At 69.1% G+C, this 19,887-nt stretch carries 24 protein-coding genes; 9 read left to right on the top strand and 15 right to left on the bottom strand.

The window, feature by feature from the left end; all coding sequences use genetic code 11:
- The first annotated feature begins 26 nt into the window (after positions 1-26).
- From yihA to OVA30_RS08040, 3 genes are all read left to right on the top strand, one after another.
- Positions 27-686, top strand: coding sequence for a ribosome biogenesis GTP-binding protein YihA/YsxC (gene yihA, locus OVA30_RS08050; RefSeq protein WP_003606313.1), 660 nt, complete (start codon positions 27-29; stop codon positions 684-686).
- The gene (locus OVA30_RS08045) at positions 683-1,054 is read left to right on the top strand and encodes a DUF423 domain-containing protein (RefSeq protein WP_268175136.1); all 372 of its coding nucleotides are present in this window, start codon (positions 683-685) and stop codon (positions 1,052-1,054) included. The genes yihA and OVA30_RS08045 overlap by 4 nt, the downstream gene beginning before the upstream one ends.
- A 113-nt stretch (positions 1,055-1,167) precedes the next feature.
- Positions 1,168-1,308 carry a hypothetical protein gene (locus tag OVA30_RS08040; RefSeq protein ID WP_268175135.1) on the top strand — a complete coding sequence of 47 codons (141 nt, stop codon included), beginning with the start codon at positions 1,168-1,170 and terminating at the stop codon, positions 1,306-1,308.
- A 67-nt stretch (positions 1,309-1,375) separates the two neighbouring features.
- Here OVA30_RS08040 and OVA30_RS08035 read toward each other — a convergent pair whose 3' ends face one another.
- From OVA30_RS08035 to OVA30_RS08020, 4 genes are all read right to left on the bottom strand, one after another.
- Positions 1,376-2,815: a short-chain fatty acid transporter gene (locus tag OVA30_RS08035; RefSeq protein ID WP_268175134.1), complete on the bottom strand. Its 1,440-nt coding sequence runs from the start codon at positions 2,813-2,815 to the stop codon at positions 1,376-1,378.
- Positions 2,816-2,942: 127 nt separating this feature from the next.
- Positions 2,943-3,617, bottom strand: coding sequence for a metallophosphoesterase family protein (locus OVA30_RS08030; protein ID WP_268177468.1), 675 nt, complete (start codon positions 3,615-3,617; stop codon positions 2,943-2,945).
- A gap of 176 nt (positions 3,618-3,793) precedes the next feature.
- Positions 3,794-6,418, bottom strand: coding sequence for an ATP-dependent chaperone ClpB (gene clpB, locus OVA30_RS08025; RefSeq protein ID WP_012253781.1), 2,625 nt, complete (start codon positions 6,416-6,418; stop codon positions 3,794-3,796).
- A 228-nt stretch (positions 6,419-6,646) separates the two neighbouring features.
- Positions 6,647-7,441, bottom strand: a complete 795-nt coding sequence (locus OVA30_RS08020) for an MOSC domain-containing protein (RefSeq protein WP_268175133.1) — start codon at positions 7,439-7,441, stop codon at positions 6,647-6,649.
- A 136-nt stretch (positions 7,442-7,577) separates the two neighbouring features.
- Here OVA30_RS08020 and OVA30_RS08015 point away from each other — a divergent pair, with 136 nt between their 5' ends.
- On the top strand, positions 7,578-8,354 hold the full coding sequence (locus OVA30_RS08015) for an MOSC domain-containing protein (protein WP_268175132.1): 777 nt from the start codon (positions 7,578-7,580) through the stop codon (positions 8,352-8,354).
- 21 nt (positions 8,355-8,375) lie between these two features.
- On the opposite strand, the gene OVA30_RS08010 is transcribed toward OVA30_RS08015, so the two are convergent.
- Positions 8,376-8,600 (bottom strand): hypothetical protein, encoded by a 225-nt coding sequence (locus tag OVA30_RS08010; RefSeq protein ID WP_012253778.1) that lies wholly within the window; start codon positions 8,598-8,600, stop codon positions 8,376-8,378.
- A gap of 399 nt (positions 8,601-8,999) precedes the next feature.
- On the opposite strand from OVA30_RS08010, the gene argB reads away from it, so the two are divergent.
- The 3 genes from argB (at position 9,000) to OVA30_RS07995 (ending at position 11,167) form a co-directional block, all read left to right on the top strand.
- Positions 9,000-9,896 (top strand): acetylglutamate kinase, encoded by an 897-nt coding sequence (gene argB, locus OVA30_RS08005; RefSeq protein ID WP_268175131.1) that lies wholly within the window; start codon positions 9,000-9,002, stop codon positions 9,894-9,896.
- Positions 9,897-9,983: 87 nt separating this feature from the next.
- A complete protein-coding gene (locus tag OVA30_RS08000; protein ID WP_003605285.1) occupies positions 9,984-10,730 on the top strand; it encodes a pyrimidine 5'-nucleotidase in 747 nt (248 codons plus the stop codon).
- Positions 10,727-11,167 carry a metallopeptidase family protein gene (locus OVA30_RS07995; protein WP_268175130.1) on the top strand — a complete coding sequence of 147 codons (441 nt, stop codon included), beginning with the start codon at positions 10,727-10,729 and terminating at the stop codon, positions 11,165-11,167. The genes OVA30_RS08000 and OVA30_RS07995 overlap by 4 nt, the downstream gene beginning before the upstream one ends.
- A 4-nt stretch (positions 11,168-11,171) precedes the next feature.
- Here OVA30_RS07995 and OVA30_RS07990 read toward each other — a convergent pair whose 3' ends face one another.
- From OVA30_RS07990 to OVA30_RS07970, 5 genes are all read right to left on the bottom strand, one after another.
- The gene (locus OVA30_RS07990; RefSeq protein WP_056460786.1) at positions 11,172-12,404 is read right to left on the bottom strand and encodes a hypothetical protein; all 1,233 of its coding nucleotides are present in this window, start codon (positions 12,402-12,404) and stop codon (positions 11,172-11,174) included.
- Between the two features lie 129 nt (positions 12,405-12,533).
- Complete coding sequence (locus OVA30_RS07985) at positions 12,534-13,064, bottom strand: DUF2937 family protein (protein WP_012253775.1); 531 nt, start codon at positions 13,062-13,064, stop codon at positions 12,534-12,536.
- Between the two features lie 66 nt (positions 13,065-13,130).
- The gene (locus OVA30_RS07980; protein ID WP_060769846.1) at positions 13,131-13,391 is read right to left on the bottom strand and encodes a hypothetical protein; all 261 of its coding nucleotides are present in this window, start codon (positions 13,389-13,391) and stop codon (positions 13,131-13,133) included.
- Positions 13,392-13,401: 10 nt separating this feature from the next.
- Positions 13,402-14,406 carry a WD40 repeat domain-containing protein gene (locus tag OVA30_RS07975; RefSeq protein ID WP_268175129.1) on the bottom strand — a complete coding sequence of 335 codons (1,005 nt, stop codon included), beginning with the start codon at positions 14,404-14,406 and terminating at the stop codon, positions 13,402-13,404.
- A gap of 17 nt (positions 14,407-14,423) precedes the next feature.
- Entirely contained in the window at positions 14,424-15,098 is a 675-nt protein-coding gene (locus tag OVA30_RS07970; protein WP_015822797.1) for a YoaK family protein, read from the bottom strand.
- A gap of 267 nt (positions 15,099-15,365) precedes the next feature.
- Here OVA30_RS07970 and OVA30_RS07965 point away from each other — a divergent pair, with 267 nt between their 5' ends.
- Entirely contained in the window at positions 15,366-15,785 is a 420-nt protein-coding gene (locus OVA30_RS07965; protein WP_268175128.1) for a response regulator, read from the top strand.
- 33 nt (positions 15,786-15,818) lie between these two features.
- Positions 15,819-16,178: a photosystem reaction center subunit H gene (locus OVA30_RS07960; RefSeq protein ID WP_268175127.1), complete on the top strand. Its 360-nt coding sequence runs from the start codon at positions 15,819-15,821 to the stop codon at positions 16,176-16,178.
- Positions 16,179-16,184: 6 nt separating this feature from the next.
- Here the strand turns inward: OVA30_RS07960 and bioD are convergent, their stop codons facing one another.
- From bioD to OVA30_RS07935, 5 genes are all read right to left on the bottom strand, one after another.
- Positions 16,185-16,862, bottom strand: coding sequence for a dethiobiotin synthase (gene bioD, locus OVA30_RS07955; RefSeq protein WP_268175126.1), 678 nt, complete (start codon positions 16,860-16,862; stop codon positions 16,185-16,187).
- 291 nt (positions 16,863-17,153) lie between these two features.
- Complete coding sequence (locus tag OVA30_RS07950; protein ID WP_003599169.1) at positions 17,154-17,927, bottom strand: ferredoxin--NADP reductase; 774 nt, start codon at positions 17,925-17,927, stop codon at positions 17,154-17,156.
- A 169-nt stretch (positions 17,928-18,096) separates the two neighbouring features.
- On the bottom strand, positions 18,097-19,029 hold the full coding sequence (locus OVA30_RS07945; protein WP_056152494.1) for a ring-cleaving dioxygenase: 933 nt from the start codon (positions 19,027-19,029) through the stop codon (positions 18,097-18,099).
- Between the two features lie 82 nt (positions 19,030-19,111).
- Positions 19,112-19,519 (bottom strand): type II toxin-antitoxin system HicB family antitoxin, encoded by a 408-nt coding sequence (locus OVA30_RS07940; protein ID WP_268175125.1) that lies wholly within the window; start codon positions 19,517-19,519, stop codon positions 19,112-19,114.
- A 37-nt stretch (positions 19,520-19,556) separates the two neighbouring features.
- Positions 19,557-19,760, bottom strand: coding sequence for a type II toxin-antitoxin system HicA family toxin (locus OVA30_RS07935; protein ID WP_268175124.1), 204 nt, complete (start codon positions 19,758-19,760; stop codon positions 19,557-19,559).
- Positions 19,761-19,887: the final 127 nt, after the last annotated feature.

The raw sequence follows: 19,887 nt of genomic DNA, 5'->3' as shown, positions 1-19,887 counted from the left end.
GCAGGGGGGAAGAAGCGCGCAGCCTCATGACCGACGACCCGACAGACGCTCCCTCCCCCGAACTGCTCGAAGCCGGCCGCCTGCTGTTTGCCGGTAGCGCGGACTTCGCCACCGCCGCCCCGGCCCTCGGGGCGTTGCCGCCGATGGAGGGTGTCGAGATTGCTTTTGCCGGCCGCTCCAATGTCGGCAAATCGAGCCTCGTCAACGCCCTGACCGGGCGCAACACGCTCGCGCGGACCTCGCACACGCCGGGGCGCACCCAGCAGCTCAACTTCTTCCGGATCGGCGAGCGCCTGACCCTGGTCGATATGCCGGGCTACGGCTACGCAGCGGTGGAAAAGGCCAAGGTCGAGGCCTGGACCAAGCTGATCCACGCCTACCTCAAGGGCCGGTCGAACCTCGCGCGCGTCTACCTGCTGATCGATTCCCGGCACGGCCTCAAGGAGATCGACACCGATCTGCTCGACGGGCTCGACAAGGCGGCGGTCTCTTATCAGATCGTGCTGACCAAGGGCGACGCGCTGAAGAAGGCCGAGATCGAGAAGCGCATCGCCGGCATCCATGCCGCTTTGGCGAAGCGCCCGGCGGCCTATCCCGAAGTGCTGCTGACCTCGAGCCGCGACGACCGCGGCGTGGCGGAACTGCGCGCCAGCATCGCCCGGCTGCTGCAGGAACGCGGCGCGTGACCGGCCTCGACCGCGTCCTCGCTGCCCTGGCGGCGCTGGCCGGCGGGCTCGGCGTCGCGGCGAGTGCCGCCGCAGCGCATACCAGCGGCGGCGAGACGCTGAAGACCGGGGCGCAGTTCCTGCTGTTCCACGCTCCCGCCGTGCTGGCCCTCACCGGCCTCGCCGCGACCGGTTTCGTCCGCAGCGGACTTGCCCGCCTCGCGGCGGCGGCGCTGCTGGTCGGCCTCGCGCTGTTCTCGGGCGATCTTGCTCTCCGCGCGCTGACGGGCACGCCCCTGTTTCCGATGGCAGCGCCCAGCGGCGGCGTGGTGCTGATGGCCGGCTGGCTGCTCGCGGCGATCGCGGTGCTGGTGCCCGCTCGGCGCTGACCCCTCGTTCCAGCCAAACCTGCGGGAGGGACGCCTGCGCCGATCCTGGCTCCCGCTCGCCGCCTGCCTCGACGAAGCCCGCCGGCCGAGACCTTCTCGCTACAAGCCTCTGGTTGGAGAAGAGCACCGGCTATGACAGCGGTGCTCTGCGCCCCGTCCGCTTCACGATTCTCGCCGCCGGCGGCGACGAGGCAGGCGGCCTGAGGGATGCCGGCCTCATCGTGGTGGGCGGCCCGCCGCAGGGCCGCCCTTAGAGCATCGTCCCGAAAGGTGGCCGCCGGCTTTCGGAAAAAGACGATGCAAAAACAAGAGACGCACGTTTCACCCCGGCAGAACCGGCGGGTGGTATTCCAGCGTGAAGGCGAGCGCCCAGAGCAGGAACAGCACCACCGGCAGGTGGACGATGAGCTGGAGGAAGCTGAAGCCGACGATATCGCGGGCCTTCAAGCCGAGGATGCCGAGCAGCGGCAGCATGAAGAACGGGTTGATGAGGTTCGGAAGCGCCTCGGCCGCATTGTAGACCTGCACCGCCCAGCCGAGATGCACCTTCAGCTCGTTGGCCGCCTGCATCACGTAGGGCGCCTCCAGGAGCCACTTGCCGCCCCCCGAGGGGATGAAGAAGCCCAGCAGCGCCGAGTAGACGCCCATGGCGAGCGGGAATGAGCCTTGCGTGTTCATCGCCACGAAGGCGTGGGCGATGACGTCCGAAAGGCTGTGGCCGGCGGCGTTCTTGGCGCCCGTCAGGATCGCGGCGATGGCGGCGTAGAACGGGAACTGGATCAGGATGCCGGCGGTGGCCGGGACCGCCTTGGAGAGCGCCGCCAGGAAGCGCTTGGGCCGCCAGTGCAGCAGGAAGCCGGCCATCAGGAACAGGAAGTTGTAGGTGTTGAGGTTGGAGATCGCGACCATCCAATCCTGACGCGCGAATTCCTGGATCAGCCAACCCGCCGCCAGCAGGCCGATGAGGATCGTCAGGACGGGCGCGTGCTCCAGCCACTCGCCGGGCTGCTTGGGCGGGGCGACGCTATCCTCCTGCTTGGAGACATCGACGCCGAGATCCTGCGCCGTCACCGCGGTCTCGCGGCCCGGCGCGGAGGCGAGCGCGATCAGCGCCGACATCACCACGAGGATGGCGGCAATCAGGATCGACTGCCACAGGAAGATTGTCTCGCTGAACGGGATCACGCCGGTGATCGGCAGCAGGCCCGGCGGCAGGCTTTTCGGGTTGGCCTGAAGCTGCGCCGCGGAGGAGGACAGGCCCATCGCCCAGGTCGCGCCGAGGCCGAGATAGGCGGCGGCACCGGCCGCACGGTAATCCATCCGCAATTCGGTGCGCCGGGCCAGCGCGCGGGCGAGCAGGCCGCCGAAGATCAGACTCAGGCCCCAGCTCAGAAGCGAGGAGAGCATGGTGGCGAGCGCCACGTATCCGATGGCGCCGCGGCCGGTCTTCGGCACCAGCGCCATCCGATCGATCAGGGCCTGCACCGGGGCGGAGGTCGCCACCACGTAGCCGCCGATGGTGACGAAGACCATCTGCATGGTGAAGGGGATCAGGCTCCAGAACCCGTCGCCGAAGCTTTTCGACACCGCCTGGACCGGCGCGCCGTTGATGAGCGCGGCGGATGCCACGATGACGACGGCGATGGCCACGAACACGAAGGCGTCGGGAAACCACTTCTCCGCCCAATCGGTGAAGCGGAGTGCGAGGCGGGCCATGGCCCGCTCCTCGGTCCGCATGCGGGGCTCTGGGGGCGCATCCATCGGCGTCGGCTCCTCATCCGCGGCGCGAACGGCCGCGGTTAGCCCCTGTTAGAGAGGGAGCCGAGGCCGGGTTCAAGCCGGTCCGGTGACGAAACCTTAGCGCTCACAGAAATCGAGGGTGCCTGACTCAACCAGCCGAGACGCGCAGGAATTCCAGCGCCGGGCCCTGCGCCTGCGAAAAGACGCCCGCGGTCAGCGCGTTGCCGAACACGGCCCCCGTGTCGAGATTGGTGCGGAAGCGGCGGCAATCCGGCCCGCCGCGGGTCTGCGGCGTGTGGCCGTGGACGATGTGGCGGCCGAAATCATAATCCTCGGAGAGGAACGGCTCCCGGATCCAGAGCCGGTTGTGAGGGTCGGGGTCCGGCACCTCCCCCTCGGGACGAAAGCCGGCATGGACGTACCAGCGCTGCGCATCCTCGTGCAGGGTCGGCAGGGCCTCAATCCAATCGAGCATCTCGCCGGGCAGCTCTTCCGGCCCCGATACGCCGAACGAGGTGAGAGTCTCGGCGCCGCCGTTATAGACCCAATGGTCGAGTGCGCCGGGCTCGCGCAGGCTCTTCAGCAGCATCTCCTCATGGTTGCCCATCAGGCAGACCACGTCCTCCGGCTCGCGCCATTGCAGGCGCCGCAGAGTCTCGATGACCCGCGCGCTGTCGGGGCCTCGATCGATGTAGTCGCCGAGAAAGACCAGCTTCTTCGCGCGGGTCCCTGCATGGGCCTCGATGCGTTCCAGCAGGCGGTCGAGCAGGTCGGCGCAGCCGTGGATATCGCCGATGGCGTAGGTGATCGTCTCGGCAGCCATCCGCTCGTTGTCGATGGGAAATCGCTGCAACGCAAGACGAGGGCGCTCCGGGCCCAGGGCAACCGATCAAAGCCGCGCGAGTAGCCTCGCGGCGCGTTGACGCGGCCGCTCCAGGGCGGCCGCGACCGAGGCGGCCCCGGCGCAGTCTCCCGCGCCAGGGCCTTTCGTTCACCGGATCAGTTCAGCAGCACGCCCGCGGGCCGGCGCTCGGCGGCGACGTCGCCGATCATCAGCCCGGCCGGGCCGACGCGCACCGGCACCGTCTCGCCGTCGTGGATCACTCCCGAGAGGATCGCTTCGGCGAGCGGATCCTGCACGTTCTTCTGGATCACCCGCTTCAGCGGCCGCGCGCCGTAGGCCGGATCATAGCCCTTGTCGGCGAGCCAGGTGCGGGCCTCGCCGTCCACGTCGAGGGTGATCTTGCGATCCTCCAGGAGCTTTGCGAGACGCCCGAGCTGGATGTCGACGATCGCCCCCATCTCCGAACGCGCGAGGCGGTGGAACAGGATGATCTCGTCCACCCGGTTCAGGAATTCGGGCCGGAAGTGGCCACGCACCACGCCCATCACCTCGTCGCGCACCACGTCGGTGTCCTGGCCGGCCGGCTGGTTCACCAGATACTCCGAGCCGAGGTTCGAGGTCATGATGAGCAGCGTGTTGCGGAAGTCGACCGTGCGGCCCTGCCCGTCCGTCAGGCGCCCGTCGTCGAGCACCTGCAGCAGGACGTTGAACACGTCCGGATGCGCCTTCTCGACCTCGTCGAACAGCACGACCTGATAGGGCCGGCGCCGCACGGCCTCGGTCAGCGCACCGCCCTCCTCGTAGCCGACATAGCCGGGAGGCGCGCCGATGAGACGGGCGACCGCGTGCTTCTCCATGTACTCGGACATGTCGATGCGCACGAGCGCGGTGTCGTCGTCGAACAGGAAGCCGGCCAGCGCCTTGGTCAGCTCGGTCTTGCCGACGCCCGTCGGCCCGAGGAACATGAACGAGCCGATCGGCCGGTTCGGGTCCTGCAGGCCGGCCCGCGCCCGGCGGACCGCGGTCGAGACCGCCTCCACCGCCTCGCGCTGGCCGACGACGCGCTTGGCGAGCGCCTCCTCCATCGCGAGCAGCTTCTCGCGCTCGCCCTCCAGCATCTTGTCCACCGGCACGCCGGTCCAGCGGGAGACGACGCCCGCGATATGGGCCGGCGTCACCGCCTCCTCGACCATGCCGTCGCGGGCGACCGCGCTCTCGGCCGCGGCCTCGATCTCGGAGAGCTGCTTCTCCAGGCCCGGGATCACGCCGTAGGCGAGCTCGCCCGCGCGCTGATACTGGCCCTGGCGCTGCGCCGAGGCGAGTTCATTGCGGGCCTCGTCGAGCTTCTTCTTCAACTCGGCGGCGGCGCCCAGCTTGTCCTTCTCGGCCTTCCAGCGGGCCGTGATGGTGGCGGACTGCTCCTCGAGGTCGGCCAGTTCCTTCTCCAGGCGCTGCAGCCGATCGCGGGAGGCGGAATCCGTCTCCTTCTTCAGCGCCTCGCCCTCGATCTTCAGCCGCACGATCTCACGATCGACGTTGTCGAGTTCTTCCGGCTTCGAATCGACCTGCATGCGCAGGCGCGAGCCGGCCTCGTCGACGAGGTCGATCGCTTTATCGGGCAGGAAGCGGTCGGTGATGTAGCGGTTCGACAGGGTCGCCGCCGCGACGAGCGCGCTGTCCTGGATGCGCACGCCGTGGTGCTGCTCGTACTTCTCCTTGATGCCGCGCAGGATCGAGACTGTGTCCTCGACGGTGGGCTCGGACACGAAGACGGGCTGGAAGCGGCGGGCGAGCGCAGCGTCCTTCTCGACATGCTTGCGGTACTCGTCGAGCGTGGTCGCGCCGACGCAGTGCAGCTCGCCGCGGGCGAGCGCGGGTTTCAGCAGGTTCGAGGCGTCCATCGCCCCATCCGCCTTTCCGGCGCCGACGAGCGTGTGCATCTCGTCGATGAACAGGATGATCTGCCCTTCCGCGGCGGTCACCTCGGAGAGCACGCCCTTCAGCCGCTCCTCGAACTCGCCGCGATACTTCGCACCGGCGATCAGCGCGCCCATGTCGAGGGCGAGCAGGCTCTTCTCCTTGAGGGATTCCGGCACGTCGCCGTTGACGATGCGCAGGGCCAGCCCCTCGACGATGGCGGTCTTGCCGACGCCGGGCTCGCCGATCAACACGGGATTGTTCTTGGTGCGCCGCGACAGCACCTGGATCGTGCGGCGGATCTCCTCGTCGCGGCCGATCACCGGGTCGAGCTTGCCCTCGCGGGCCGCCTCGGTGAGGTCGCGGGCGTATTTCTTCAGCGCGTCGTAGGCGTTCTCGGCCGAGGCATTGTCGGCAGTACGGCCCTTGCGCAGCGCGTTGATCGCCGCGTTGAGCGAGGCCGCAGTGACGCCCGCCGCGGTCAGGATGCGGCCGGCCTCCCCGTCCTTCTCGACGGCGAAGGCCAGCAGCAGGCGCTCGACGGTGACGTAGGAGTCCCCCGCCTTCTCGGCCGCCTGCTCGGCGGTGTCGAATAGGCGCACGAGTTCGCGCGTCGCCTGCGGCTGCGCGGCATTGCCCGAGACCTTCGGCTGCTTGGCGAGCCATTGCTCGACCTGCGCATGCGCGACCCGCGACTGGCCGCCGGCCCGGTCGATAAGACCGGCGCAGAGCCCTTCGGGATCGTCGAGCAGGACCTTGAGGAGATGGCCGGGCGCGAGCTGCGGGTTGCCCTCGCGGACGGCGAGATTCTGAGCGGCCTGGACGAAGCCACGGGCGCGCTCGGTGTACTTTTCGAAATTCATGCGTGTTGCCCTTCCCCGGATCGAAGATCGTCCGCCCGCTTTTCGCGGCACGGAGCCTCCGATGCGTTGTCCCGCGGGGTGAGCCCCACCGGGACACCGGCGCTTTATTGTGAGCCGCCGGTAGGGATGATCTGGTGTTGCGTATACGTGACACAAGAGGGAGAGGGCGCCCAAAACGCATCCCAGGCGGGCATTCGCACCAAGCTTGCGCGGCCGGTGCGTGGCCGTTCAGGCGGCGTCTTCGGCTTGCGGCATCACGTTAAGCCGGTCGCCGACCGCCACGGCGCCGTCGCTGAGCACTTCGAGGTAGATGCCGAGATCGACATGGTCGAAATGGCGTTTCAGCGCCTTCGGCAGGTTGGTGTCGCGCCGGGCCGTCTCCGGATTCACATCGACGGCGGCGCAGCGCGGCGTGCGGGCGAGCCCCCGCAGACGCAAGCCCCCGACGGTCACCTCCCGGCCGACCCAATCCATCTCCGCCCACGGCTCCAGCCCATCGACGTAGATGTTGGCGCGGAAACGCAGAGGGTGGATCGCTTGGCCCGTCCGCTCTTCCAGGGCGCGCACCGAGGCGAGATTGATGAGCGAGACCGCCCGCATGAAGGCCGGCGAGATCACGCTGCCGTCGGTGAACTTGTGGTCGGCCGCCCGCACGAGGCGCGGCCGTCCCTTGGCCGCCGGGCCGACATAGGCCTCGAAGAAGCGCTCAACCGCCTCGCGGCCCTCAGGCCGGGTCAGATCCTCGCTGAGCATCGTCGCGCCGTCGCGCGTGATCGTGAGCTGCCCGGTCTCGGGATCGAACCGCGTCGCGAGCGCCGCCAGCACCTCGTTGCTGCGCAGCATCAGGAAGTAGCCCTTATCGAGCGGCTCCGGGTTCTGCGGGTCGAAGGCCGTGGTGCCGAGCGCGAGGGCGTATTCGCGGTCGAAGGCGAGGCCAGACGCGCGAGCCAGCGTCAGCGCCGGAAGCGGCTCGGCCGAGAGGCCCTTGACCGGATATCTGTAGAGCGCGGTGACCTCGGCCATCTGTCCTCATCCTCGTGACGCAAAGCGGCAGGCTGACCGAGACCGCGGCGCCGGACCATGCGGAATTCTCCGTAGACGGCGCAGGGCCCCACCGGCCCGGTTGCAAAACGGGCGCGTCCGGCCTTAGCGAGTGGAGATGAGCCAGAGCCCTGCCCTCCGCATTGCCGCCCTCTACCGCTATCCGGTCAAAGGCCTCTCGCCCGAGGCCGTAGAGACGGCCGAACTGGAAACCAGCGGCTACTTTCCCGGCGACCGGCTCTACGCCATCGAGAACGGCCCCTCCGGCTTCAACGAGACCGTGCCGCGCCACCTGCCGAAGATCGCCTACCTGATGTTGATGCGCAACGAGGCGCTGGCCCGGCTGCGCACCCGGTTCGACGACGCCACGCACCGCCTCACGGTCGAGGAGAACGGGGTGCAGGCGGTGGATGCGGATCTGAGCACGGTGGAGGGGCGCGAAGCGCTCGCCGAGTTCATGAAGGGCTTCCTGCCGCAGGAACTGCGCGGCGCGCCGCGGGTGCTGACGGCGCCGCCCGGCTACCGCTTCACCGATTCGCGCACAGGCTACGTCTCGCTCATCAACCGTGCGAGCGTGGCGGCAACCGAGGATCTCGCGGGCGCCCCGGTCGATCCCCTGCGCTTCCGCGGCAACCTCTATCTCGACGGGCTGGAGCCTTGGGCCGAACTCGACATGGTCGGCCGGGTGCTGGAAGCGGGCGACGTCCGGCTGAAGATCTCGAGCCGAACCGAGCGCTGCGCGGCCACCAATGTCGATCCGCTGACGGGCCAGCGCGATCTGTCGATCCCGAGGACCCTCATGCAAGGTGTCGGCCACACCGATTGCGGCGTCTACGCCGAGGTTCTGGCCGGCGGCGTGCTGCGGACGGGCGACAGCCTGCGGGTGATCGGCTGAAGGAAATCGGCGCTTGCGGACTCAGCGCTTGCGAGCTTGGGCGCGGGCCGTGAGCCAGAGCGGCTCGGGCTCGGCGCAGGGCAGGAGCGCGGCCACGGCGTCGAGATCGACCGCGTAGTTGTCGGTGAGCTGGCGCCAGATATCGGCGGACGAGCCCGCACCCTGGCCGAGGCGCTCGACGATGCGGGCCAGCAGGCCGGGATGCGTCAGACTCGGACGCGGCATCGCCAGATCGGCACTCAGCATGGTCGGCCCCCTTCGTTCAACCAGGGCATGATTGATCGCGATGGTTAACCGCCGTTTAAGCATCCCGCTGAAATCAGCTGAGACGAAGATCTGAAGAGAGCCGAACGACCACACATAGCCGGTTTTGCCCGCCAGACTTGAGTTTCACCGTCTCCGACCCTCGATCCCGCGATCGGCCAGGCGGCGTTTCAAGAGTGACACGAAGCGTCGCTAGAGCATCGCCCCGTGGGGTGGCCGCCGGCATCCGACGGGCCGGCGCCGGTCGGATGGCCTGACAACGCTCTTCGCATGGCACCCATCGCGGGATCGCGAGCACGCGGACTCTTCGCTCTGCACAAAGCCTGCGCTAGAAGCCTGCCGAATCCGCCTCCGACTCGAGAGAGAGCCAGGACGACCGCGATGACCGATCCGCTGCCGAACGTGCATGTGCGCGCCGAGATCCTGACCCAGGCGCTGCCGCACATGCAGCGCTACGATCAGGAAATCGTCGTCATCAAGTATGGCGGCCACGCCATGGGCGACCCGGCGGCGGCGGAGGACTTCGCCGAAGATATCGTGCTGCTCGAACAATCCGGCCTGAAGCCGATCGTCGTGCATGGCGGCGGGCCGCAGATCGGCAAGATGCTGGCCCGGCTCGGCATCGAATCGGAGTTCCGCGGCGGGTTGCGCGTCACCGACGAGGCCACCGTCGAGGTGGTCGAGATGGTTCTGGCCGGCTCGATCAACAAGCAGATCGTCGGCTGGATCGCCGCCGAGGGCGGCCGGGCGATCGGCCTGTGCGGCAAGGACGGCAACATGGTCCGCGCCAAGCGGGCGATGCGGACGATCAAGGATCCCGACAGCAACATCGAGCAGGCGATCGACCTCGGCCTCGTCGGCGAGCCGGAGCATGTCGAGCGCGGCGTACTCGATGCGGTGCTGAAGGCCGAGCTGATCCCGGTCCTCGCTCCCGTGGCCTATGGCGAGGACGGCAAGACCTACAACGTCAACGCCGACACCTTCGCCGGCGCCATCGCGGGTGCGCTGCGGGCCAAGCGCCTGTTGCTGCTCACCGACGTGCCCGGCGTGCTCGACAAGGACAAGAACCTGATTCAGGAGCTCTCGGTCGAGGATTGCCGCCACCTGATCGCCGACGGCACCATCACCGGCGGCATGATCCCGAAGGTCGAGACCTGCATCTACGCCCTCGAACAGGGCGTCGAGGCGGTGGTCATCCTCAACGGCAAGGTCCCGCACGCGGCGCTGCTCGAGCTGTTCACCGATTTCGGCGCGGGCACTCTGATCCGGCGCAGCTGACGGCAGCGCTTCCCAGCGGCTTTCAACTCCCTACATACGGGACGGGGCATCCCCGTCCCGTTTCTCCTTTCAAGCGTCACCCTCCCCTTGCTTCTTCCCGGCGAGAGTCACTTCACCACCTCCGACGCCCGCGGGTTCTCCCACGTCGATACCTGGGTGTTCGATCTCGACAACACGCTCTACCCGAGCGACGCGCGGGTCTGGCCGCAGGTGGACGAGCGGATCACGCTCTACGTCATGCGGCTCTACGGGCTCGACGCGATCTCGGCGCGCGCCCTGCAGAAGCATTTCTACCACCGCTACGGCACCACCCTGAAGGCGCTGATGGTGGAGGAAGGGGTCGATCCGCACGACTTCCTCGACTTCGCCCACGACATCGACCACTCGACGATCAAGCTCGACGAAGCGCTCGGGACCGCGATCGAGCATCTGCCGGGGCGCAAGCTAATCCTCACCAACGGATCGCGCCGCCACGCGGAATCGGTCGCGGGCAAGCTCGGCATCCTCGACCATTTCGAGGACGTGTTCGACATCGCCGACGCCGACTTCATCCCCAAGCCCGATCGCGGCACCTACGAGCGCTTCCTTCTGCGCCACGGGGTCGATCCCCGGCGCTCGGCCCTGTTCGAGGACATCGCCCGCAACCTCGTGGTGCCGCACGACCTCGGCATGGCGACCGTGCTGGTGGTGCCGCCGACGCCCGATCCGTTCCGCGAACTGTTCGAGCAGGAGGCGGTGCAGGAGCCGCATATCGACCACATCACCAGCGATCTGGCGGCCTTCCTGGTGCGCTGCGTGCTGCCGGTCGTCCCGCCCGAGCCTGCCGCGCCGTGAGTGAGCCGACCGCGGGCCACTGGGCCGAGATCAAGGCTCCGAGTCTGGCCGAGATCGAGGCTCTGGCCGAGGCCGCCTTCGCCGCCCTGCCGGAGGAATTCCGGGCGCTCTGCGCGGGCGTGCGAATCCACATCGACGACTTCCCCGACGACGAGACCCTGACCGAGATGGGGTGCGAGTCGGAGTTCGACCTGCTCGGCCTGTTCCGCGGCATCGGGCTGGCGCAGGCGGGCGAGGTCGCCACGGGGCAGATGCCCAACGCCGTCTGGCTCTATCGCCGGCCGCTGCTCGATTACTGGGCCGAGCACGACGAGACGCTGGGCCACCTCGTCACCCACGTCCTCGTCCACGAGATCGGCCACCATTTCGGCCTCTCCGACGACGACATGGCCGGCATCGAGGCGGTGGCCGACGCGATCGAGACGTCGGACGCCTGAGGCTTCAGCCCCGCGCGGGCAGGCGCGGGATCAGCCCGACCTTGGGCCGGCGGGAGCGGAACTGCCCACGCTCGATCGCTACGAAGGTGAGGATCGCCAGGGCGAGCGTGGTGAGCCACCAGATCGTGGTGAGGCCGACTCCGACGCAGCCGATGGCAAACGCGGTCGCGAAGGCCGCCATGGCGCAGGGCGCCAGCACCGTGGCGTCGCGGCCGGCGCGGTGGATCGCACCGTAGAGGGCGAAGGCCGCAGCGAAGGCGCCGACGATGCCGAGTTCGTACCAGAACTCGAACAGCATCGTGGTCGGCGCATTGATCGGCAGGATGCCGAAGATCTTTCCGCGCAGGGCCGTTTCGAGGCCGTGGCCGGTCACGAGCCGCACCGGCTCCAGGGTGACGACCTTCTGCCACGCCTTGAGCGCCAGCACGCCGGGTGCCACGGGGCCGAACAGGGCGATGCCGATGGGACGCGCGAGGAACGGCAGCAGCGGCGCGGCCACGAGCAGGCCGGCGGCGGTAAGCGCGGTGACGCGCACGCCGAGCGCCAGGCGCCAATGCGTCAGCGCAAAGACGAGTGCCCCGATGGCCAGCGCGAACAGCGCGGTCACGCCCGGCGCGAGCAGCAGCGCGCCCGCGACCAGCACGATCACGACGAGCGAGCCCAGGTCGCGACGGCGCGAGCGAAGCCACGCCACGGCGGGCCAGGCCAGCAGCGCCAGCAGAACCGCGCCGCGCTCCAGGGCGCTGTCGCCGTCCGGGTTGTCCTTGAGCATCGCGTCGCCGACGAGGTTGATCAGGATCGCGACGATGGCCGCCGCGCCGACGCCGAGCGGCAGCAGGTAGAGGTTGGCCGACCGCATCCGGTCGGGCAGCGCGAGATAGGCCAGCAGCGTCATCACCACGATGGCGACGAGGTTGGCCAGCCGCTCGCTCGCGGGCCCGGGAAACGGCGTCCAGACCAGCGACAGCCCCGACCAGAATACCACCAGCATGCCGGCCAGGAAGGACGGCGCGGTCAGCAGCCGCTTCAGGGCCGGACCGACGGCGCGCTGATGCTGGTCGATGGCGCTGGCGGTGATCAGCAGGACGACGGCAATGGGCGCGAGCACCACGGTGGCACGGCGCGAGACCTGTGCGGCCACCGGCAGCACCACGAACAGGCCGAAGAAGCCGATACGGCGCAGCAGGGCCGCCGCGTCGAGGGCGGGATCAACGGTCGTGGTCGGGGGACGCGGCATAATCGAGGGAGGACCGGATCCGGCGCCCCTGCGGAGTGCGGGCGCTTAGCCTACACCTAGTGCAGGCGGGTGGGCCGGGCTGTAGAGGCGCTGCAACACCTCCTCCCCTGTATCAATGCCGGATTTGCATCAAACTGGCGTGGTTTGCGGCCGCGGGCGGCGCCGACGGCGGGCGAGATGGCGACCGACATCGCTGGTGACGCGCCAGCCGCCCCAGGCGGCGAGGAAGCCGAGCAGGCCGGCGACGAGGCCGTCCGCCGTGGTCGGCACCGCCGGCTGATAGTCGCGATAGGTGGCGCGGGCGATGCTCATGTCGGGGTCACGGGCCATGACGCTGAGGCGCCCGAGCGGGCTCGCCGCCGTGTCGAGGGCGAGCTTCTGCGCCTCCAGCCGCTTCAGCCGCTCGACATCGGCCCGGGCCGATTCGCCGCGCCGGGCGATAAAGGCGTCCGGGTTGGTCCGCAGCAGCGCCAGCGCCTCGTCCCGGCTGCGGCCCGTGGCCTGGGCGTCGGCATCGAGGGAAGCGATGGCGCGGCGCAGCTCGTCCAGGGCCCCGCCGAGGCGCTGGGTGTATTGCTGGGCGAATTCCGGCGCCTGCGCGGCGATGACCGCCGCGAGCAGTCCGAAGGCAAGGCCGAGCGTTCGGACGACACGGAACATCAAAACTTCCTTCGCGGGGGCACCCCGGTTTGTAGGGCGATCCGCGGCGCCGGGGAGGGCCGCGGTTCAATCTTGGCCGAGGGCGGCCGCAACATCCGCCTCGCTGAGGGCGTCGAGCGCCCCGGCGATCTTCACCGCCCGCGTCTTCTCGCCCGGCGGGAACAGCAGGACCACGGTCTCGGTGCCGGGACAGGCCGGATCGGTGCAGACGATCTCGCTCACGCTCATCGCCGTCTCCGGGCCGTAACCGCCCGCCTTCCGCAGCCACGCCTCCACCCGCCGCCGGGCGGCGGCGTCGGGCTTCGGGGCGCGTCCGAACAGGGCCACGGCGCGGGCGTCAGGCCGGCAGGGTGAGCAGGCCGGCCTGCCCGTCGGCGCAGCCGAAGGCGAGGCGGGCGCCGGCCGGGTCCCAGGCGAGCGCCGAGATCGCGCTGCCCTTCACCGCCGGGCGCACCAGCAGCTCCGAAGCGTCGGAAAAGCGCACCAGCAGCACGCAGCCATCCTCGTAGCCGATCGCCAGAACCGGCGCCTTCGGATGGAAGGCGACCTGCGAGACCCGCGCCGGCCGCACGCCGCATTCCCGTGGCGCCTTGCCGGTGGGGCCCTCCTTCGAGTCGAACGGCCAGACGATGGCGGCCTCGGCGCCGCTGGTGGCGAGCCACTTGCCGTCCGACGACCACGAGAGCGAACGCACCTTTGCGGGATAGCCCGACATCCGCATGTGGCCGCGGTCGGGCTGGAGGCGCCAGCCGTGCAGCGCGTTCTCCTGCATGGTCGAGACGACGAAGCGGCCGTCGGGCGACCACGTCACGTCGAGATGCGAGCCCTTCCACTCGATGAATTCGGGCGGCGTTTCGAGGTTCGGGTACCAGAGGCTGACGCCGTTGTAGTGGGCCACCGCCAGCCGGTAGCCCTTCGGCGCGAAGGCGAGGCCGCGGCCCGTGGTGGGCGCCGTGAGGGTTTTTTCGCGGCCCTTGGCGTCGCGGGCGACGATCGCGCGGCCTGAGGCGAAGGCGAACGAGCCGTCGCCGTGGAGCGCCAGCGCGTCGATCCAGCCGCCCTTGGCCTGCGCCAACTCGCTCGACCGGCCGTCCGCCGCCGTCGCGACCACGCGGCCGTCGTCGCCCCCGCTCACGAGCCGGGCGCCGTCGCTGGCCGCCACGAGGATGCCGCTGTCGGGATGAGCCGCCACGGTCTCGGTCGCGCCGTCGCGGGCCAGCAACACGCCGCCATCGGCAAGCGCCAGCGCCAACGTCCCCTTGAGCCAGTGGGCGGCGGTGACATGGGCGCCGGCCGCGATATCCGCGACGTGGTCGGTAAGGGAGGGAGCGGAGGCGCTCATGCCGGAGGGGTCTTCCTTCAGATCTTGGTCAGCGTCACCGGCGCGCGCCGGTACACGAGAGTGAACAGGGTCGCGGCAAGGCATAGCCCGGCCGCCACGCCGGCGGGAATCGCCAGGGCCGCGATTCCGAGATGCGCATGGGCGAGCGTGCCCGCAACCGCCCCGACCAAGAGCGAGAGCCAGACCGAGCCGTCGCCGACCCAGCCCAGCCGCGGTCCCCTGCCGGCAAGCGCCAGCGCCGCCTTCTGCCCGAACGCGAACAGCGCGCCCGTGACGAAGGTGGTGCCGGCGCGAAAGCCCTGAACATGGGCGAGCACCGCGTTCTGCCCGCCCATGGCGAGCGCCAGGAACAGCGAGGCCACGCCGACATGGGCGTGCTCGGCCGCCAGGGCGACCGCCGCCGTCAGGGCGACGGCTTCCAGGCCGAGCACCGCGGGCGTGACCCAGCGCGGCGGGCACAGGGCGGCGATGGCGCCCCCCGAGACCGCGCCGACGAGGAAGGCGCCGATCAGCAGGGCCGGCAGCACGGCGCCGAGCGGCTCCCCATGGCCCAGCGCGACGGCGAGCTGCGTCGTGTTCCCGCTCATGAGCGAAGTGTAGAGGCCGCCGAGCCGGATGAAGCCGAGCGCGTCCACGAATCCGGCGAGCGCCGTGAGCACGACGCCGAAGCCGATCTGCCAGGGTCGAGTCACGGGGTCGGCACGATCGTTAAGGCGCTCTTCGAACGGCAGGCGGGTGCGGGGGCGAAAGACGGGCTCATCCGACAAGGGCTTAGGGGTGTCATCGCGTCAGGCGCGACTGAAAACAGTTCCTGCACCGTACCGTCAAGGTTAACCGATCGGTTACCAAATGCGCGCAAATCGAAGCAATCACGGTGAACGAGGCCCTTCACGGCCCCGTTGGTCCGGCGATCCGCAAGCTCGGCTGTTGTCCGAGCACGGGTGAGTTGGAGTTCTGCCATGATCCCCTTCGCCTGCATCCCCGCTGCCCTGCCGCCGTTCTCTCTGGCGCGCCACGCCGACACGATCCTCGTGGTCGAGGACGAGTCCTTCGTCTGCGAGCTGGCCGCCGAGGCGCTGCTCGACGAAGGCTACCGGGTGCTGACCGCCGCCGATGCGGAGGAGGCGGAGGCGATCCTGTCGCGCGAGCACGTGGACCTGCTCTTCACCGATATCGATCTGGCCCGCAACACGAACGGCATCGCGCTCGCCCGCAGCGCCCGGCGCAGCCTGCCGCGCCTGCCGGTGGTCTACACCTCTGGTGGCCGCGACGGCCTCTCCGCCGCCGAGGCGGTGAACGAATCGGTGTTCATGCCCAAGCCCTACCGCGCCGCGCAGCTCGTGGCCGTCACCAACGACCTGCTGCGCCACCGCAGCTGAGTTTCCCCGCCCTCAACCCATACGAGACGTGACATGCGTCGCCTGATCGCCTGCGCCTTCCTAATACTCGCCGCGATGCCGGCCGCCCGAGCCGAGTGCAATGTCGAGGATACCGGGCTCGAACCGACGATCGCGGCAAAGAAGGAGCTTCAGGAAACCAAGAACGCCCAAATCGTGCGCGACCTGCGGACGCTGCGCGATGCGGCGATCGTGCTCGAATCCTACGGCTTCCCGGACGAGTGCAAGCGCCTCGTCGCCATCGTGAAGGGTCTGGCCGCCAAGCCCGACGACACGATCAAGCGCAGCAGCGACACCGACGAGGAGAAGGCCGAGGAGATCCAGGAATCCCGCGAGCCGAAGGCGCCGAAGGAGCGCGGCGGCTCCGGCCGGTAAATCGCCTCAGGCAATCCCGGGGAGGTTTTGCGGAAAATCCCCTCCCCGGCCCAGGCAGCCGACCGGCGCGCGCGCGTGCCGCGCGATCTGCCCGGCCACCGTCTCGACAGAGGTCGGCGCGCCCTCGCTCTCGCTGACCACGATTCCGACGAGCGGGATGGTGTGCGCCCGCAGCGTCTCGACCGCCGTCAGCGCGTGACTGATCGCGCCGAGATAGCTGCCGGACACGAGCAGCGCCGGAATTCCTTGTGATTTCAGCCAGTCGAGGCCGGTCGCGTCCTCGGTGATCGGGCTCATCAGGCCGCCGACGCCCTCGATCACCACGGTCTCACCGTCACCGGCCTCGGCCAGACGCGCGCCGCACCACGCCACAAGCTCAGGCAGCGCGAGGCTGCGCCCCTCGCGGGCGGCGGCGAGGTCGGGCGCGAGCGGCGCGATGAAACGCCAGGGCGAGCAGGCCGCGACCGTCTCGGACGTGATCGCGAGCCCCTGCGCCGCGAGCAGGCGCCCGGTGTCACTCTCTGTAAAGTCGGGATGGTCGAGCGGGGGAACGCCGCTGGCGAGCGGCTTCAGCGCCCGTACCCGCCGGCCCTGGCCGCGCAGCCGGCGGACGAGAGCGGCGGTGGTGTAGGTCTTGCCGATCTCGGTGCCGGCGCCGACAACGAACAGGGCGGGCAGGGACATGGCGTGCGGATCGCTCGATTACGAAAACGGCGTGGTCCCACCCGCGCCCTCATCCTGAGGTGCCCGCGACAGCGGGCCTCGAAGGATCACTTGGTTCTCGCGCGATGTCCGGAACCCCCTTGGGGGCGGCTTCGCAGCTCAGGATGAAGGCGTGAGTCGGAGCGACCGCGGCCGGTCGCTCCGCTAGAGCCATGCCCGACCACGTTGGGCCGGATCACGCCACTATCCTTTTGTTGTGTCGCGCTTTCTTTCTACGAACCGGAACCCACTTCGTCGGAAAGCGCTCGAGCGCTACTTCTCGACGAAGGCCTTCTCGATCACGTAGTGGGCCGCCTCGCCGTGGTTGCCCTCCTCGTAACCGAGGCCCGTCAGCATCTCGCGGGTATCCTTGATCATCTCCGGCGAGCCGCAGAGCATGAAGCGGTCGTTCTCGATCGACATGTTCGGCAGGCCGATATCCTCGAACAGCTTGCCCGAGGTCATCAGGTCGGTGATCCGGCCGCGGTTGCGGAACGGCTCGCGGGTGACCGTCGGGTAGTAGATCAGCTGGTTGGCGATCATCTCGCCGAGGAACTCGTGCTTCGGCAGGGTCTCGGTGATGGTCTCGCCATAGGCCAGTTCCTGCACCTGACGGCAGCCGTGGACGAGCACGACCTTCTCGAAGCGGTCGTAGGTCTCCGGATCCTTGATGATCGACAGGAAGGGGGCGAGCCCCGTGCCGGTGCCGAGCAGGTAGAGGTTCTTGCCGGGCAGGAGGTTGTCGAGCACCAGCGTGCCGGTCGGCTTCTTGCCGATCATGATCGGGTCGCCGACCTTGAGGTGCTGGAGCTTGCTCGTGAGCGGGCCGTTCGGCACCTTGATCGAGAAGAACTCCAGCTCCTCCTCGTAATTGGCCGAGACCACCGAATACGCGCGCAGCAGCGGCCGGCCCTCGACCTCGATGCCGATCATCGTGAACTCGCCGTTGCGGAAGCGGAACGAGGGATCGCGCGTCGTGCGGAAGGAGAAGAGCGTGTCGGTCCAGTGGTGGACGGAGAGGACGCGCTCCTCGTTGTACTTGCTCATCGGCCGCGGGTTTCCCGATTCTGGAAGCGTCGAAACGGGGCTCTTCTCGCAGTCGCAGCATCCGCGTCAAGACGCAGCGCTGCCACAGCGGTTGGAATGTGACTTTGCCTGGAACTGTTCTTGAATCCGGCGCATGCCTGCCCCCGCAGGAGCGCATCGCCGGAGGGGCTTACAGCGGCTTCAAGCCCGCCTCGATCTCCGCCCGGCGCGGTTCGAGGAAGGGCGGCAGCGCGAGACGCTCGCCGAGTGATTCCATCGTCTCGTCGGTGGCGAAGCCAGGCCCGTCGGTGGCGATCTCGAACAGGATGCCGTTCGGCTCGCGGAAATACAGGCTGCGGAAGTAGTAGCGATCCACGGGACCGCTGGAGGGGACGCGGCGCTGCTTGAGCCGGTCGGCCCAGGCGTCGTAATCGGCATCCGGGATGCGGAAGGCGACGTGATGGACGGCACCCGCGCCCTGGCGGGCCGGAGCCCCCGTGTCCTTGAGAAGCTGGACCTCCGCGGCGGGACCGCCCTCGCCGGTCTCGAACACCGTCACCTCGCCCTCGGGCAGCTCGAAAGTCCGGGCGCGGCGGAAGCCGAGGATCTGCGTCAGCACCGCTTCGGTGCGCTCCGGCTGCGAGACCGTGAGGCGGATCGGCCCAAGGCCCCGGATCTGGTGCTCGGGCGGCACCGGGCTGCCCGCCCAGGGATGGGCTGGCCCCACGCCGCCATCATCCACGAGGCTGAGGCGCTGGCCCTCGCCGTCCTCGAAGTCGAGGGTGAGGCGCCCGTCCCGCTCGATCGCCGGATGGTGGTTCACCCCCTGGCGGGCAAGATGCTCGCGCCACCAGTCGAAGCTTGCCGCTCCGCCGACGCGCAGCAGCGTGCGTGAGATGCTGTCGGTGCCGCGCCGTTCGGCGGGCGCCGGCCAGTCGAAGAAGGTGATGTCGGTGCCGGGCGAGGCACGGCCGTCGGCATAGAAGAGGTGGTAGGCCGAGACGTCGTCCTGGTTGACGGTCTTCTTCACGAGCCGGAGCCCCAGCACGCGGGTGTAGAAGGCGAGGTTGTCGGCCGCCTGCGCCGTGATGGCGGTGACGTGGTGGAGTCCGGTGAGCTGCATCGCTTGAGGCCTCGCGCGGGGAGCGGGTTCGGCCTCCACCAGATAGGGGTTTTGGGCGCGAGCCCAAGGCGCAGGGTGCGGTTCAGGCCACCATGGACGTCAGGCGCGCCTTCGCGGCCTGCGCGAGGAAGCCGGATCGGCTCTCGCCGGCGGCCTCGGCCGCGCGGTCGATACGCTTGAGCAGACTCTCCTCGACCGAGATGTTCACCCGCACGGCACGCCCCGGGAGATCGACCTCGATCAGGCCGATCATCGCGTCCCGGCTTTCCTCGATGAAAACGGGGTCGCCGCGCAGTTCTTCGAGCGAACGGGCCCGCGGCACCGGTTCGCCATCCTCCACCAAGCCGCCGACATGGAAAGCCAGCATCTCGGCGGCCTTCCGGTAGAGCTCATCGAGATCGTCGGCGCCCGTCGTCGCACCGGGAAAATCCGGGAAAGACGCGCCGTAATTGCCGGCTTCGCCGTGAATCAGCATGACGACCCGCGTCATCGGCTTCTCTCTCGTGCTCTTCGAAACAGCCCCGCTCTCACCAGTCCCACCCCGCCTGCCGGTAGATGCTGCGGAGCGTCCCCAGCGCCTGCTCGCGGCGCCCGGTATCCAGCGTCACCCGGCCGGGCTTCGCGGGATGTTTGTACTGGACATGATCACCCGGCCCCTTCCGGGCAACGATCCAGCCATCATCGCGCAGTCGGACTATGAGGCTGCGCGTTTCCTTGTCGCGATTCGACACGAGAGGTCTCCGACAGCCCGCTTTCCCGCTGTCCCAAGCCTCCCATTGTCGACCTCTCCGGATCGAACTTCAGAAATATCAGCGCGCCCGACAGCACGCAATCGGCTTATACACAAAGGTACACACT

It is taken from the genome of Methylorubrum sp. SL192 (assembly GCF_026672325.1).
In the GTDB taxonomy this organism is placed as follows: Bacteria; Pseudomonadota; Alphaproteobacteria; order Rhizobiales; family Beijerinckiaceae; genus Methylobacterium; species Methylobacterium extorquens.
The sequence above is the reverse complement of the archived record's forward strand: the minus strand, read 5'-3'. Positions and strand labels throughout refer to the sequence as shown.

Bases quoted from the DNA above. Each gene is read 5' to 3' on its own strand.
- OVA30_RS08010 (WP_012253778.1), bottom strand. From the start codon at position 8,600: ATGCTGAGTGCCGATCTGGCGATGCCGCGTCCGAGTCTGACGCATCCC.
- OVA30_RS08035 (WP_268175134.1), bottom strand. From the start codon at position 2,815: ATGGATGCGCCCCCAGAGCCCCGCATGCGGACCGAGGAGCGGGCCATG.
- OVA30_RS08020 (WP_268175133.1), bottom strand. From the start codon at position 7,441: ATGGCCGAGGTCACCGCGCTCTACAGATATCCGGTCAAGGGCCTCTCG.
- OVA30_RS07950 (WP_003599169.1), bottom strand. From the start codon at position 17,927: ATGAGCAAGTACAACGAGGAGCGCGTCCTCTCCGTCCACCACTGGACC.
- OVA30_RS07940 (WP_268175125.1), bottom strand. From the start codon at position 19,519: ATGACGCGGGTCGTCATGCTGATTCACGGCGAAGCCGGCAATTACGGC.
- bioD (WP_268175126.1), bottom strand. From the start codon at position 16,862: ATGTCCCTGCCCGCCCTGTTCGTTGTCGGCGCCGGCACCGAGATCGGC.
- OVA30_RS07975 (WP_268175129.1), bottom strand. From the start codon at position 14,406: ATGAGCGCCTCCGCTCCCTCCCTTACCGACCACGTCGCGGATATCGCG.
- OVA30_RS07985 (WP_012253775.1), bottom strand. From the start codon at position 13,064: ATGTTCCGTGTCGTCCGAACGCTCGGCCTTGCCTTCGGACTGCTCGCG.
- OVA30_RS08015 (WP_268175132.1), top strand. From the start codon at position 7,578: ATGAGCCAGAGCCCTGCCCTCCGCATTGCCGCCCTCTACCGCTATCCG.
- argB (WP_268175131.1), top strand. From the start codon at position 9,000: ATGACCGATCCGCTGCCGAACGTGCATGTGCGCGCCGAGATCCTGACC.
- OVA30_RS07990 (WP_056460786.1), bottom strand. From the start codon at position 12,404: ATGCCGCGTCCCCCGACCACGACCGTTGATCCCGCCCTCGACGCGGCG.
- OVA30_RS07960 (WP_268175127.1), top strand. From the start codon at position 15,819: ATGCGTCGCCTGATCGCCTGCGCCTTCCTAATACTCGCCGCGATGCCG.
- yihA (WP_003606313.1), top strand. From the start codon at position 27: ATGACCGACGACCCGACAGACGCTCCCTCCCCCGAACTGCTCGAAGCC.
- OVA30_RS08030 (WP_268177468.1), bottom strand. From the start codon at position 3,617: ATGGCTGCCGAGACGATCACCTACGCCATCGGCGATATCCACGGCTGC.
- OVA30_RS07965 (WP_268175128.1), top strand. From the start codon at position 15,366: ATGATCCCCTTCGCCTGCATCCCCGCTGCCCTGCCGCCGTTCTCTCTG.
- clpB (WP_012253781.1), bottom strand. From the start codon at position 6,418: ATGAATTTCGAAAAGTACACCGAGCGCGCCCGTGGCTTCGTCCAGGCC.
- OVA30_RS07945 (WP_056152494.1), bottom strand. From the start codon at position 19,029: ATGCAGCTCACCGGACTCCACCACGTCACCGCCATCACGGCGCAGGCG.